At 73.8% G+C, this 13,968-nt stretch carries 9 protein-coding genes; 5 read left to right on the forward strand and 4 right to left on the reverse strand.

Annotated elements, in window-relative coordinates; translation table 11 throughout:
* Window positions 1–5: 5 nt before the first annotated feature.
* A complete protein-coding gene (locus AC07CM_RS18215; protein ID WP_478877400.1) occupies window positions 6–1,139 on the forward strand; it encodes an LLM class flavin-dependent oxidoreductase in 1,134 nt (377 codons plus the stop codon).
* A 200-nt stretch (window positions 1,140–1,339) separates the two neighbouring features.
* On the forward strand, window positions 1,340–3,103 hold the full coding sequence (locus tag AC07CM_RS18220; RefSeq protein ID WP_478877401.1) for a LuxR family transcriptional regulator AbsR2: 1,764 nt from the start codon (window positions 1,340–1,342) through the stop codon (window positions 3,101–3,103).
* A 107-nt stretch (window positions 3,104–3,210) separates the two neighbouring features.
* Here AC07CM_RS18220 and AC07CM_RS18225 read toward each other — a convergent pair whose 3' ends face one another.
* Window positions 3,211–5,823 carry a CHAT domain-containing protein gene (locus AC07CM_RS18225; protein WP_478877402.1) on the reverse strand — a complete coding sequence of 871 codons (2,613 nt, stop codon included), beginning with the start codon at window positions 5,821–5,823 and terminating at the stop codon, window positions 3,211–3,213.
* 136 nt (window positions 5,824–5,959) lie between these two features.
* Between AC07CM_RS18225 and AC07CM_RS18230 the strand changes: the two genes are divergently transcribed.
* The 3 genes from AC07CM_RS18230 to AC07CM_RS18240 are packed head-to-tail and all read left to right on the forward strand — an operon-like array spanning window position 5,960 to window position 8,516.
* Entirely contained in the window at window positions 5,960–7,387 is a 1,428-nt protein-coding gene (locus AC07CM_RS18230) for a S8/S53 family peptidase (RefSeq protein WP_478877403.1), read from the forward strand.
* On the forward strand, window positions 7,384–8,022 hold the full coding sequence (locus AC07CM_RS18235) for an RNA polymerase sigma factor (protein WP_478877404.1): 639 nt from the start codon (window positions 7,384–7,386) through the stop codon (window positions 8,020–8,022). The genes AC07CM_RS18230 and AC07CM_RS18235 overlap by 4 nt, the downstream gene beginning before the upstream one ends.
* A 5-nt stretch (window positions 8,023–8,027) precedes the next feature.
* Window positions 8,028–8,516 carry a hypothetical protein gene (locus AC07CM_RS18240; RefSeq protein WP_478877513.1) on the forward strand — a complete coding sequence of 163 codons (489 nt, stop codon included), beginning with the start codon at window positions 8,028–8,030 and terminating at the stop codon, window positions 8,514–8,516.
* Window positions 8,517–8,522: 6 nt separating this feature from the next.
* Here AC07CM_RS18240 and AC07CM_RS18245 read toward each other — a convergent pair whose 3' ends face one another.
* The 3 genes from AC07CM_RS18245 to AC07CM_RS18255 all read right to left on the reverse strand — a co-directional run bounded on the left by AC07CM_RS18245 (window position 8,523) and on the right by AC07CM_RS18255 (window position 13,859).
* Window positions 8,523–9,746 carry a cytochrome P450 gene (locus AC07CM_RS18245; protein ID WP_478877405.1) on the reverse strand — a complete coding sequence of 408 codons (1,224 nt, stop codon included), beginning with the start codon at window positions 9,744–9,746 and terminating at the stop codon, window positions 8,523–8,525.
* 58 nt (window positions 9,747–9,804) lie between these two features.
* Window positions 9,805–10,596 carry an N-formylglutamate amidohydrolase gene (locus tag AC07CM_RS18250; RefSeq protein ID WP_478877406.1) on the reverse strand — a complete coding sequence of 264 codons (792 nt, stop codon included), beginning with the start codon at window positions 10,594–10,596 and terminating at the stop codon, window positions 9,805–9,807.
* A gap of 1,043 nt (window positions 10,597–11,639) precedes the next feature.
* Window positions 11,640–13,859, reverse strand: coding sequence for an NADP-dependent isocitrate dehydrogenase (locus tag AC07CM_RS18255; RefSeq protein WP_478877407.1), 2,220 nt, complete (start codon window positions 13,857–13,859; stop codon window positions 11,640–11,642).
* Between the last annotated feature and the right edge of the window lie 109 nt (window positions 13,860–13,968).

Genomic DNA, 13,968 nt, shown 5'->3' on the forward strand with positions numbered 1-13,968 from the left:
CGACCTTGTCCTCCGGCATTCCCCTCGGCGTCCTCGACCTGGTCCCGATCTCGTCCGGGTCCACCGCCGGCCAGGCCCTGCGCAACTCCGTCGACCTGGCCCGGCAGGCCGAGCGCTTCGGCTACACCCGCTACTGGTTCGCCGAGCACCACCTCAACCCGGGCGTCGCGGGGACGTCCCCGGCGGTGGTGCTCGCGCTGACGGCCGACGCCACCTCCACCATCCGGCTCGGCTCCGGCGCCGTCCAGCTCGGGCACCGCACCGCGCTCAACACGGTCGAGGAGTTCGGCCTCCTCGACGCGCTGTACCCCGGCCGCTTCGACCTCGGCCTCGGGCGCTCCGGCGGCCGCCCGCCGGCGGGGAAGGCGCCCGCGCCGCCAGGGGCCACCCCGGTGGTCGACGGGCGTGCCCCGAACGGCCTGCTCGTCCCGCCGCGCTTCTCCTTCGAACACCTCCTGGGCTCGCCCCGCATCGCCCTGCAGCGCCGTCTGCTCCTGCTGCCGGGCGCCGAGTCCCAGGACTACTCCGAGCAGATCGACGACATCCTCGCCCTGCTGGCCGGCGACTTCCGCTCCGCGGAGGGCATCGAGGCGCATGTCGTGCCCGGCGAGGGCGCCGACGTCGAGGTGTGGATCCTCGGCAGCAGCGGTGGACAGAGCGCACAGGTCGCGGGCGCGCGCGGCCTGCGGTTCGCGGCGAACTACCACGTCAGTCCGGGGACCGTCCTGGAGGCGGTGGACGGCTACCGGTCCTTCTTCAAGCCGTCCGACGCCCTCGACAAGCCCCACGTCAGTGTCTCGGCGGACGTCGTGGTCGCCGACGACGACGCGACGGCCCGGGAGCTCGCCTCCGGCTACGGCCTGTGGGTGCGCAGCATCCGCAACGCCGAGGGCGCCATCGAGTACCCGACCCCGGACGAGGCCCGGGCGCACGCCTGGTCGGAGGAGGACCGGGCCCTCGTCCAGGACCGCCTCGACACCCGGTTCGTGGGCTCACCCGGGAAGGTCGCCGACCGGCTCGAACAACTCCAGGAGGCCACAGGCGCCGACGAGTTGCTGATCACGACGATCACCCACGACCACGCCGCCCGGGTCCGCTCCTACGAGCTGCTCGCCGAGGAGTGGCACCGCAGGGCGTGAAACGGGGGGCGGCGCATCCGTGTCGCGGCGTGGTCGAGGGGACGTCTCCCTCCCCCGAAGGCTACGTCCCCTCGACCGCTCCCCCGGTTGCCCGACTGTGGCCTGGACCGTCAGAGTGCCGTCCCGGGAGCCGGAACACCTGAGTTGGGGGCTACTCAAGTCGCCCTGTATCAAACCTGAGTAGGCGTGCTCCATTTGTCGTGACGACTTACGAACAGGACGCGAAGACGCTGGAGCTGCCCTGGCCGTTCAGCGGCCGGGACGACGAACTGGAGCTGGTGCGCAGGTCGTTGGCAGCCGGACGTCCCGGCGTCGTGGTGACCGGACCGGCGGGCCGCGGCAAGACCCGGCTGATCACCGAGGCGGTCCGGGGCATGGACTGCGCCCGGGTGACCGGAACGCCCGAGACCTGCGGACTGCCCTTCGCGGCCTTCGCCCACCTGCTGCCCGACACCGTCTCACTGCACCGCGCGGTACAGCTCCTGTCGGGTGTACGACTCCTCGTCGTCGACGACGCCCACCTGCTCGACGAGGCCTCCGCCGCGCTCGTCCACCAGCTCGCCGTGCACGGACGCACCCGCCTGGCCGTGACCGTGACGGACGGCGTGCCCGTGCCGGGCGCGGTGTCCCGGCTGTGGTCGGGAGAGCTGCTGCCGCGCCTGGCGCTGGAGCCGCTGCCCCACGAGAACACCGCCCAGCTGCTCGCCGTGGCCGGCCTGGAGCCGCTCACCATGGGCCGGCTGCACCGGATGTGCCGGGGCGATCTGCGGCTGCTGCGCGACCTCCTGGGGGCATTGCGCCGGTCCGGCGGGCTCATCCGCGTCCCGGAGTGCGACGAGTGGGCGTGGCGCGGCCCGCTGCCGGTCACGGCGACCGTCCGTGACCGCCTCGCCCCCGCGCTGGACCGGTCCGACGCCGAGGAGCGCGAGACACTCGACCGTCTCGCCTTCGCCGAGCCCCTGCCGCTCGCCCTGGACGACCTCGACCTGGACGTCCTGGAACGCCTGGAGGCGGACGGCCTGATCCGCGTCGACGACCTCGGCTCCGTCGCCCTCGCCCACCCGCTGCACGGGCCGGCCCTGCGCGCCACCGCCGGCCGGCTGCGAGCCCGGCGGCTGGCCCGCACACCGGACCGGTGCGGGCCGCCCCTGCGGGCCGAACAGGCTTCGCTGGAGCGCGGGTTGCGGCGGCACGACGTACGGGGCGTGCCGACGCCGGTGGGAGACTGGCTGCTGTCCGAGGGGCTGTTCGTCCCCGCCGGGTACGCGGTCGTACGAGCCCGGTACGCCCGGCTGCGCGGAGAGCTGCGGGAAGCGGCGGCGTGGGCGCGGGAAGGGCTGCGGGCGATGCCGGACGACGCCGGCTGCCGTACGGAACTCGACTTAGTGGCCGTGCAGTCGGGGGAGGCGTCGGGAACGGTCGGTGACCTCGAGGGGGCCCCGGCCCGGACCACCGGGGACGACGTGTTCGCGTGCTACGACGCCGTACGCCGGGGTGCGCCCGAGCGGGCCGCCGGGCGGCTGCCGGCCGGCGGGGTGTTCGCCCGGCACGCCGAGGCGCTCGCCCGGGGTGACGGCGCCGCCCTGGACCGGGCGGCCGAGGCGCTGGAGGAGCGCGGCTTCCTGCTGTTCGCGGCCGAGGCACACGCACAGGCCGTACGCGCCCACCGCGACCCGCGCGCCGCCCGGCTCTCCCGCACCCGCGCGGTCGCGCTGGCCCGCCGCTGCCCGGGTGCGCGAACGCCTGCCCTGACCGGGCTCGCGCTGGGCGAACTCACCGCGCGGCAACGTCAGATCGTCGCTCTCGCGGCCGCCGGGCTCAGCAATCGGGAGATCGCCGAGAAGCTGACGTTGTCCGTGCGGACCGTCGGCAACCATCTGTACAGCGCGTACACGCGGCTCGGGGCGAGCGACCGCGGGGCCCTGCCGTGGCTGACGGATCTGCCGGCGGCTGAACCCGCTTGAGCGATGCACCGTTCGCGGAGCGGGCGGCCGACCGTGGCACCTTCGTGGCCTGCCGCGCAGTTCCCCGCACCCCCGTGTCACGCAACGTCCGCCGCGAGGGCACCCCGTCACGCCGCCCCGAACGCCGCGAACGCCCAGCCCGTCGCCTGGTGGACCGGGTCGCCGGGCTGGGCGGCGCGGGCGTCGCGGAGGGCCTCGGCGAGGGAGAGGCCGGCGTCGAGACCCTTGTGGAGGGCGAGCATCAGCGGCACCACGGCGGCGTCGTTGACGGGTGCGCTGCTCGCCACGACGCCGGCCGTGCCGAGCGGCAGCAACGCCGTCACCAGGCCCAGGAGTTCGTCGGCGCCGACCGAGGCGAGGCGGGCGGTGTCGCAGCTGGAGAGGATGATCCGGTACGGGCTACGGGCGAGGCGCTCGAAGTCGTGCACGATCAGCGGGCCGTCGGCCATCCGGAGGGCCGAGAACAGCGGGCTGTCGGCGCGGAACGTGCCGTGCGCGGCCAGGTGTGCGAGGGCCGCGCCGTCGAGGTCCTCCAGCACCTGCGGGACCTGTGCCGCCTCGCCCTCCAGGACCGTAGCCGTGCCGTGGCGGCCGGCCAGTTCGGGCACCTCCGCACCGCCCGTGGCCAGGCCGGGGCCGCGCACCAGGACGTGCCGGCCGCCGGCCGGCGGCTCGGTCTCCCGGGCCCGCAGCCAGCTGCCCGCCGACGGCGACACGCTGAGCACCCGCTCCCTCAACGCGGGGAGGAGCGCCCATGGCACCCGGTGCAGCGCGCCCGGCGGCACGATCACCACCGGCCCGGACCCCAGGTGCGGTACGGCGCCGCCCAGCAGCAGCTCCTGCAGGCGCCGGCCCGCCGCCTCCACCAGCGGCAGCCGCGCCTCGCCCCCGGGGTGCGCGAGCCGCCGCAGTCCGGCCTGCACGTGCTCGGCCTCCGCCACCGCCTCGGCGAGCGACCCGCCGGCGAACCGCCGTACCCGTCCCTGACCGCAGAGCAGGATGTGTACCCGGCCGTCCACGACGGCGAGTTCGACCAGGCGGTCCCGACCGAGCCGGTCCAGCAGGCGGCCCGCGTCGAAGCGGTCGCCGTCCCCGGGTACGTCGCCGCGCATGTGGTGGGTGCGTGAGCGGATCTCCCGCTCCAGACGCCGCTGTTCGCGCTCCAGGGCGGGCACCGGGCGGCCCTCCCTGCGGGCTTCCTCCGCGCGGGCCGCAATCTCCCGGTAGGCGGTGAGGTTGCCGAGCAGCGCCGGATCGGCGGGCGGCCGGGCGGGCGGCGCGGACAGCACCGTCGCCCGCCAGCGCTCGCTCCACTCCAGCAGCCGCCGCGGGCCGCCGTACGCGAGGCTCACCTCCTGGGCCAGCGCGGCCAGTTCGGCGCCCTGCGCGGTCGCGCGGGCCCGCAGCTCGGAGGCACCGAGCGTCATCCGGTGGTCGTCGAGGACGTCCAGGCCGCGCCGGCAGGCCTCCAGCACTCCGCGCCCGGAACCGGCCGCCCGCGCCCGCAGGGCCTGCGCGGCCCAGCCCGTCATACGGGCCGGCGGCGGACCGGCGTGCCGGCTGCGCGCGGCCACCGCCAGGTGCCGCTCCGCGTCCGCCGTGCGGCCCAGCGCGAGCGCGATGCGGCCGGCCAGCAGCGAGGCCTCGGGCGCCGCGGGGGAGCCGAAGGAGGTCAGCCGCTCGGCGGCCGCCGCCGCGTCCGCGACCAGCCGCCCGGATCCGCTTCCGGCCGCCGCCCGGGCCTCGATGAGTACCAGCCGGGCATGCGTCGCCCACCAGGTCCGCCGCTGCCCCGCGAACAGCCGTACGGCGTCGGCGGCACGGGCGATCGCGGTCTCCGGCTGCCCGGCCGAGCGGGCGGCCCGCGCGGCGGCGAGCAGCAGCTCCGCCTTGCGGGTGGACTGCCCGCCGATCCGGTCCAGCAGCACGATCGCCGTGTCCGCCTCCGCGAGCGCCTCGGGGGCGAGACCCGCCGCCATCAGCACCTCGCAGCGCCGGATGGACAGCATGAAGGTGGGCGTGCCGAGCTTGCCGTACCGCTCCTCGGCCTCGTCCAGCAGCCGCAGCGCCGCCGGGATGTCCCCGGAGCGGAACGCGGCGAGACCCCGGCTCTCCACCGCGTCCGCCTTGTCGTGCTCCTGGCCGGTGGTCTCCCACAACCGCTCCGCCGCCGTGAAGTCCGCGACCGCCCGGTCCACCGCGCCCAGGGCCAGATGCACGGTGGCCCGCAGGGTCAGCGCCCGCGCGGTCCAGATGTCGTCGCCGACCTGCCGCAGCACGGGAAGCGCCCGCCGTACGTCCTCCAGCGCCTCCCGGTGATGACCCAGCACCCACCACACATAGGCCCGCCGGTACAGCACTCGTGCCCTGGTGTGTCCGCTGCCCCGGGCGACACCCCGCTCGAACGACGCGAGCCCCTGGCGCGTGCGCCCCGCGTGCACCAGTGCGACCCCCAGTGTGGCGAGCACGTCCGCCTCCCGCTCGGCCGACTCGGCACGCGCGGCGAGGTCCCGGGCCCGGCGCAGGTGCCGCAGCGCGATCCTCAGGTCGCCGAAGTCCCGCTGCCAGATGCCGAGCACCTGATGCGCCACGCTGGCGTGCAGCGGCGACGGATCGGTGTGCAGTACCTGATCCGCGCGTGCCCGGGCCTCGCCCGGATCGGCGAAGACCATCGGCAGCAGTTCGAGAACCGACTTGCTTCCCGCTGTCACCCCTCGCATGGTAGTGGCCTGCGTAAATCCGTCACACGGGTTCTCCGTTGTCTCCTTCCGCTGTACCGCCCGCCCCCGCGGGCTGTATCAATCGGTCGTCCGGCGACTCTGACTTTCGGACACCGTCTCAGGGGGAGGACACTCCATGGCACCTCAGCGATTCCACGAGCAGTTCGACCACATCCAGCGCTCGATGCCCGACGTTCCCCTGGCCATGGGGCCGGACGACGAAGCCCACTTCCTCTACGAGAAGGGCGTCGTCCTCGCCCGCGACGGCGAGGAGGCCCGCCTGGTCGAGGACACCGTGCGGACCCACTTCACCGACACCCGGGGCCTGGTGCCCGACCACGTGCGCCGGTCGGGCCCGGAGACGAACCGCACCGGTGTCACCCGGATCCGGGTCGGCGACCCGGCCCAGGGCGACGACGTCGTCCCGCACGCCTTGCGCGCCCTCAGGGAGGCCGAGGGGCGCCAGGGCCGCCGGCTGGTCCGCCGCAACCACGTCGTGCACATCGCGCCCGTCAACGCCTGCCCGGGCGACGAACCCGTGCCCGCGCCGCGCAGCGAGCCCGCCAACCCGGCGCCGGAGGAGGTGCACCACGACCCGGAGAGCGCCGTCGGCGTCCTCGTCATCGACACCGGCCTGATGCACGACCACCACTCCTACCCGCTCCTCGCCCACACCACGGGCGACCTCCAGGAGTCCGAGACCGACGCCGACGGAGTGCTCCGGCAGTACGTCGGCCACGGCACGTTCATCGCCGGGATCGTCGCCGCCGTCGCGCCCAACACCGACATCACCGTGCGGGGCACGCTCAACGACGTGGGGGCCATCCTGGAGTCCGAACTCGGCGCCAGGCTCCTCGAAGCCGTCGACCAGGGCGGCTGGCCCGACATCATCAGCCTCTCGGCGGGCACCTCCACCGGTTCGGGCGAGGCTCTGCTCGGCCTGGAGGCGTTCATGCGCGAACTGCGCGAGCAGCGCACGCTGCTGGTGGCCGCCGCGGGCAACAACGGCAGCGACACCCCGTTCTGGCCGGCCGCCTACGCGGCGCTGCCCCAGTACGCGGACAGCGTGCTCTCGGTCGGCGCGCTGCGCGGGGACGGCGCGTCGGAGGCGTGCTTCAGCAACCACGGCCCCTGGGTGCGGGTCTACGCTCCCGGCGAGCGCCTCACCAGCGCCCTCACCGGATTCGACGTCCCGGTGCCGTACGTCTACCAGCACTCCACCTACGACTCCTGCCGGTTCGGCTTCACCTACACCTGCACCTGCCAGTACCCGCGGCACACGGGCGTGCTGAGCGAGGCCAGGGAGAGCACCGCGGGCAAGCCCGACCAGGTGATGTTCGACGGCCTCGCGCAGTGGAGCGGCACCTCCTTCGCCACCCCGTCCGTCGCCGGTCTCGTCGCCGCCCACATGACGGCGCACAAGGAGCGCGACCCGCGCGCGGCCCGCGCACAACTTCTTGCGTCCACCACCGAGTCCGCCGATGTGCGCGGGGCGCACGTACCGGCGCTCCGGCCGCCGACCTGGCGCCCGGTTCCCGTCGCGATCCCGGCGCAGCCCGCATGAGGGCCGGAACCCTCCGCTCCACGGCGTACGATGACGTGCCGTACACGAGGGGTGGAGCCGTGGACCGTACAGAGGTCGGCGCGCTGGTCGGGTCCGCCGTCGACGGCGACGCCGCGGCCTGGAAAGCGCTGGTGGAGGGAATGAGTCCGCTGGTGTGGTCGGTCGTGCGCGCGCACCGGCTCTCGGACGCCGACGGGCACGAGGTCTACCAGACCGTGTGGTTCCGCTTCGCGCAGCATCTGGGCCGGATCCGCGAGCCGGACAAGGCGGGCGCCTGGCTGGCCAGTACGGCCCGGCACGAGTGCCTGAAGGTGCTCAAGGGGCTCACTCGGCTGACCCTGACGGACGACCCGCAGGTGCTGGACCGGGCGAGCGAGGAACGGACGCCGGAGCAGTCGCTGATCGACGCCGAGGAGGAGGCGGACCAGGCCGAGCGGATCCGCCGGCTGTGGCAGGAGTTCGAGGAACTCGGCGAGCGGTGCAGGCAGTTGCTGAGGGTGCTGATCGCCTCGCCGCCGCCCAGCTATCTGGAGGTGTCGGCCGCGCTCGGCATCGCGGTCGGCAGCATCGGACCCCTGCGCCAGCGCTGTCTGCGCCGCCTGCGGGCCCGGATGGACGCACGGGGGACGGTGTGAGCGGCGTGGACGGCAACGGTCTGACCGGCGAGGGCTTCGAGGGCGGCTTCGACGAGGGCGGCTTCGACGGGGATCTGCTGGAGGAGGAACTGCGCCAGGCGGCCGAGGTCCTGGACCCCGTCCCCGCAGAGCTGCGCCAACTGGCACTCGAGGCCTACGCGTTGCACGACCTGGACGCCCGGATCGCAGAGCTGACCTTCGACTCGCTCGTGGACGCGCTGCCGGTCAGGGGAGTGCCGGACGCCCCGCGGATGCTGACCTTCCGCGCGGGCGAGCTGTCCGTCGACGTGGAGGTCACCGACGAGGGGCTGATCGGTCAGCTGCTGCCGCCGCAGTCGGCGCGCATCGAGGTGCTGGGCGGCCCGCAGACGGCCCTGCCCGTCGCGGTCGACACCCTGGGCCGCTTCACCAGCGCGCAGCCGCCCACCGGCCCGTTCGCGCTGCGGCTGCGGACCGGCGGCGAGGTGATCGTCACGGAGTGGCTGCGGGCGTAACCCCGGTCACCAGGTGACGGGCAGTGTCCTGGGCCCGCGGATCATCGTCTTGTGCCGCCAGCGCACCTGCTCGGGCGGCACCGTGAGACGCAGCCCGGGCAGCCGGTCGAGCAGCGTGTCGACCAGCAGCTCGGTCTGCAGCCGGGCGAGGACGGCCCCGGTGCAGTAGTGCGGGCCGTTGCCGAACGCCAGGTGCGGGTTGGGGTCGCGGTCGGGGTCGATGCGGTCCGGGTCGGGGAAGACGTCCGGATCGCGGTTGGCGGCCAGGTAGGAGACGTACACCGGCTCGCCCGCCGAGATCCGGTGCCCGGCCAGCTCCACGTCCTCCAGCGCGATCCGGGCGAGCCCGACCGTGCTGCGGTGCGGGATGTGCCGCAGCAGCTCGTCCAGTACCGGACCGCGTGCCTGCGGACGGTCGCGCATCCGCTCCAGCAACTCCGGCCGGGTCAGCATCAGGAACAGCATCTGCCCGCAGTTGTGGGTGACGGCCTCACCGCCGATCTGCAGCGGCCCGGCGAGCCCGACGGCCTCCTCCTCGCTGATCTCCCCGCGGGTCACGGCGGCACCGAGCAGCGAGTACACGTCCTCGTCCGTGCCGTACGCCCGGGCACGGACGATCGTCCTGATCCAGCCGTACAGGCCGGTCTTCGCCTGCTCGGCGGCCTGCGCACCGCCCGAGGTGGAGATGATCTGCCGGGTCCAGGCGTGCACCTGCTCCCGGTCGGCGGGCGGCACGCCCATCACCTCGCTGACGAGGGTGATCGGGAACGGCTCCAGCACCCGCTCCACCAGGTCCGCCGGCGGCCCGTCCCGTACGACACCGTCCACCAGCTCGTCCAGGATCTCCTGCGCGCGGGGCCGCAGCCGCTTCATGGCGCCCACCGTGAAGGCGCCGGCGACCGGCTTGCGCAGCCGGTTGTGCTCGGGCTGGTCGGCCCAGGCGAGCGAACCCGGGCGGGGAGCGAAGTTCGGCGCGAGCCGGGTCACCTGACGGCGGGTGACCTCGGTACGGCTGAACCGGGGATCGTTGGTGATCAGCTTCACGTCCTCGTACCGGGTGGCCAGCCACGCCCAGCCCTCGCCGAACGGCAGCCGGACCCGGGTCAGCGGGCCCTCGCGCATCAGACCGGCGAGGACCGGGTCGAACTCGGTGCCGTCCAGGTCGAGCGGCGGCCAGTCCCGCACGGGCGGCGGGGCCTGGCCGGTCAGTGTGCTGGTCTCCTCCGTCATGCCCACCACCCTCGTACGCGCCCCGTCAGCTGTCCTGCGGGAGTGCTCCAGCCGAGGCCTACACGGCGTCCACGAGCGCGGCCAGGGCGGTGGCGAGCCGCTCAAGGCCCGGTCCTGCGGGGCCGCCGGGCTCGGTCATGTACGTGTCCCGGCGGATCTCCACCATCAGCGCGCTCACGCGGCCCTCCCGCCCGTAGTACTCCAGCGGCACGTAGGTCCCGCTGAACGGACTGTCCAGCCCCGTCTCCCCGCACGCGGAGAACACCTTCAGCGCCGACTCCCTCAGCCCGGGCGGCGTGTGGAAGGCGTCCGTGCCGAGGCACACGGGCGGACGCGGCCCCGCCCCGTGCAGCTCGTAGGGCAGCGCCTCGCTCGGGTAGGAGTGGACGTCGATCACGACGGCCCGCCCGGTCGCGGCGAGCCGCCCGGCCACCGCCTCGGTCATCGCCCGGGCGTACGGCCGGAAGTACTTCTCCACCAGCGGCCCGGGATCCGTGTCCGCGGCCCGCAGTTCACCCCGGTGCGTGGTCCGCGTGTACACGGCTCCCATCCCGACGGCCAGCATCTCCTCCCGCTCGTCCGGAAACCGCTCCGGATCCACCACGAGCCGCGACAGCCGGTTGACGAACCGCCAGGGGGTGAGGCCTGCCAGCCCGGCCGCCCGCTCGGCGATCTCCGCGGTGTGCGCGTCGGTGATGTGATCCAGCTCCAGCTCCAGTGCCGCGTCGTCCAGCACGATCCCCTCGCGCACGTCCTCCGGTATCACCCGGGCGGAATGCGGCACGTGCAGCAGCACGGGGGACTCGGGGGCACCGGGAAGAAGTTCGAACGACGTGGCGGACTCGGTCACGGGCTACTCCAGGGCGGTTGTCGCTTGCACGCGATCAAGGTGCCACACGCCACTGACAACGGAGTCACCGCGCTCGCCCCGGCCACGGGCCTGCGGCCCGCGGCGCACGGGTGTCGGGACTCCTGGGCCGGTCACGGGCGTGCGGCTCCCGGACACGGGTGTCCCACGGGCCTGGGCCTCGTTCAGAGGCGTGCGCCCCCCGCTCTCGGGCTTGTGGCCCATGGGCAACGGGCTGTGGCGTACCGGTGCGGACCTCCCGGCACCGGCGGGCCCCGACCGAGCCGCGCCGCTCCTCCGCATACTCACGGGCCTGCGGCCCCGCACACACGGGCCCGGGGCCCCGCACACACGGGCCCGGGGCCCGTGCTCACGGGCCTGCGCCCATGGGCAACGGGCTGTGGCGTAGCAGTGCGGACCGACCTCCCGGCACCCGCGGGCCCCGACCGAGCCGCGCCGCTCCTCCGCATACTCACGGGCTTGCGGCCCCGCACACACGGGCCCGGGGCCCCGCACACACGGGCCCGGGGCCCTTGCTCACGGGCCTGCGCCCATGGGCAACGGGCTGTGGCGTACCGGTGCGGACCCCCCCGGCGCGCGCGGGCCCCGACCGAGCCGCGCCGCTCCACGGGCACGGGGCTGCGGCTTCCGCATAACTCACGGGCCTGCGGCCCCGCATACACGGGCCGGGGGCCCTCGCTCACGGGCCTGCGCCCACGGGCAACGGGCTGTGGCGTACCAGTGCGGACCGACCTCCCGGCACCCGCGGGCCCCGACCGAGCCGCGCCGCCCCACGGCCGCACGGGCCCGCGGCCCGTACGCCGCAGGCCCGCGGCGTACCAGTACCGACCGATCCGCCCCGGGCACCCGCGGGCCCCGACCGACCCGCGCCGCCCCACGCACGCGGGCGGGTGCCGCCCGCCACCGTCCTCTCGGAAGCCCCGCGCAGCACCCCACCCCTCCCTACGGCCACATGACTCCGCCCCGGCCGAAGAAATCCGACCGGGGCGGGACGACCTGCTTCGACGGCTGGTGCGCCGCAGGTGTCAGCTCAGGGACGCCAGCGCCTCGTTCCAGGTGGCCGACGGGCGCATGACCGCGTCCGCCTTGGCCTTCTCCGGCTGGTAGTAGCCGCCGATGTCGGCCGGCTTGCCCTGGACGGCGATCAGCTCGTCGACGATGCGCTGCTCGTTCGCGGAGAGGGTCTCGGCGAACGGGGCGAACGCCTTGGCCAGGTCGGCGTCGTCGGTCTGCTGGGCCAGCTCCTGCGCCCAGTACAGGGACAGGTAGAAGTGGCTGCCGCGGTTGTCGATGCCGCCGACGCGACGGGTCGGCGACTTGTCCTCGTTGAGGAAGGTCGCCGTGGCGCGGTCGAGGGTGTCGGCGAGGACCTTGGCACGGGTGTTGCCGGTGGCCGACGCGAACTGCTCGAAGGACGGCACCAGGGCGAAGAACTCACCGAGGGAGTCCCAGCGCAGGTAGTCCTCCTTGACCAGCTGCTGGACGTGCTTCGGCGCGGAGCCGCCGGCGCCCGTCTCGAACAGGCCGCCGCCCGCCATCAGCGGGACGACCGACAGCATCTTGGCGCTGGTGCCCAGCTCCAGGATCGGGAAGAGGTCGGTCAGGTAGTCGCGCAGCACGTTGCCGGTCACCGAGATGGTGTTCTCGCCGCGGCGGATGCGCTCCACCGACAGCTTGGTGGCCTCGACCGGGGCGAGGACGCGGATGTCCAGGCCCTCGGTGTCGTGCTCCGTCAGGTAGGCGTTGACCTTGGCGATCAGGTTGGCGTCGTGGGCACGGGTCTCGTCCAGCCAGAAGACGGCCGGGTCCCCGGTGGCGCGGGCGCGGGTGACGGCGAGCTTCACCCAGTCCTTGATCGGGGCGTCCTTGGTCTGGCAGGCGCGGAAGATGTCACCGGCGGACACCGTCTGCTCGATCACCACGTTGCCGGCCTGGTCGACCAGGCGGACCGTGCCCGTGGTCGGGATCTCGAACGTCTTGTCGTGGCTGCCGTACTCCTCGGCCTTCTGCGCCATCAGGCCGACGTTCGGGACGGAGCCCATGGAGGCCGGGTCGTAGGCGCCGTTGGCGCGGCAGTCCTCGATCACGGCCTGGTAGACGCCGGAGTACGAGGAGTCCGGCAGCACCGCGAGGGTGTCGGCCTCCTGGCCGTCCGGGCCCCACATGTGGCCGGAGGTGCGGATCATGGCCGGCATCGAGGCGTCGACGATCACGTCGGACGGCACGTGCAGGTTGGTGATGCCCTTGTCGGAGTCCACCATCGCCAGCGCGGGGCCCTCGGCCAGTTCGGCCTCGAAGGAGGCCTTGATCTCGGCGCCCTCCGGGAGGGACTCGATGCCCTTGAGGATGCCGCCCAGACCGTCGTTCGGGGTCAGGCCGGCCGTGGCGAAGGTCTCGCCGTACTGCGCGAAGGTCTTCGGGAAGAAGGCGCGCACCACGTGACCGAAGACGATCGGGTCGGAGACCTTCATCATCGTGGCCTTCAGGTGCACGGAGAACAGGACGTCCTCCTCCTTGGCGCGGGCGACCTGCGCGGTCAGGAACTCGCGCAGCGCGGCGACACGCATCACGGAGGCGTCGACGACCTCGCCCGCGAGCACCGGCACGGACTCGCGCAGGACGGTGGTCGAACCGTCGTCGCCCTTGAGCTCGATGCGCAGCGAACCGGCCTCGGAGATCACCGCGGACTTCTCGGTGGAGCGGAAGTCGTCCACGCCCATGGTGGCCACGTCGGTCTTGGAGTCGGAGCTCCAGGCGCCCATGCGGTGCGGGTGGGTCTTGGCGTAGTTCTTGACCGAGGCGGGGGCGCGGCGGTCGGAGTTGCCCTCGCGCAGCACCGGGTTGACGGCGGAGCCCTTGATCTTGTCGTAGCGGGCGCGGATCTCGCGCTCCTCGTCGGTCTTCGGGTCGTCCGGGTAGTCCGGCAGCGCGTAGCCCTTGCCCTGCAGCTCGGCCACGGCGGCCTTCAGCTGCGGGATGGACGCCGAGATGTTCGGCAGCTTGATGATGTTGGCCTCGGGAGTCTTGGCCAGCTCGCCCAGCTCGGAGAGCGCGTCGGGGATGCGCTGGTCCTCGTTCAGGTACTCCGGGAAGACGGCGATGATGCGCCCGGCCAGCGAGATGTCACGAGTGTCCACGGCGACACCCGCCTGCGCGGCATACGCCTGGACCACCGGCAGGAACGAATGCGTCGCCAGGGCCGGGGCCTCGTCTGTGTAGGTGTAGATGATGGTCGAGTCAGTCACCGGGTGCTCCGCTCCACGTCTGCAACATTGCTCGACATCAAGATATCTCGTGATCGAGCTCTGTTCGACAGGGGACCCTCGGTCGAAAACGTGCCATGCGGGTGCAACC

It is taken from the genome of Streptomyces sp. NPDC044061 (assembly GCF_056434305.1).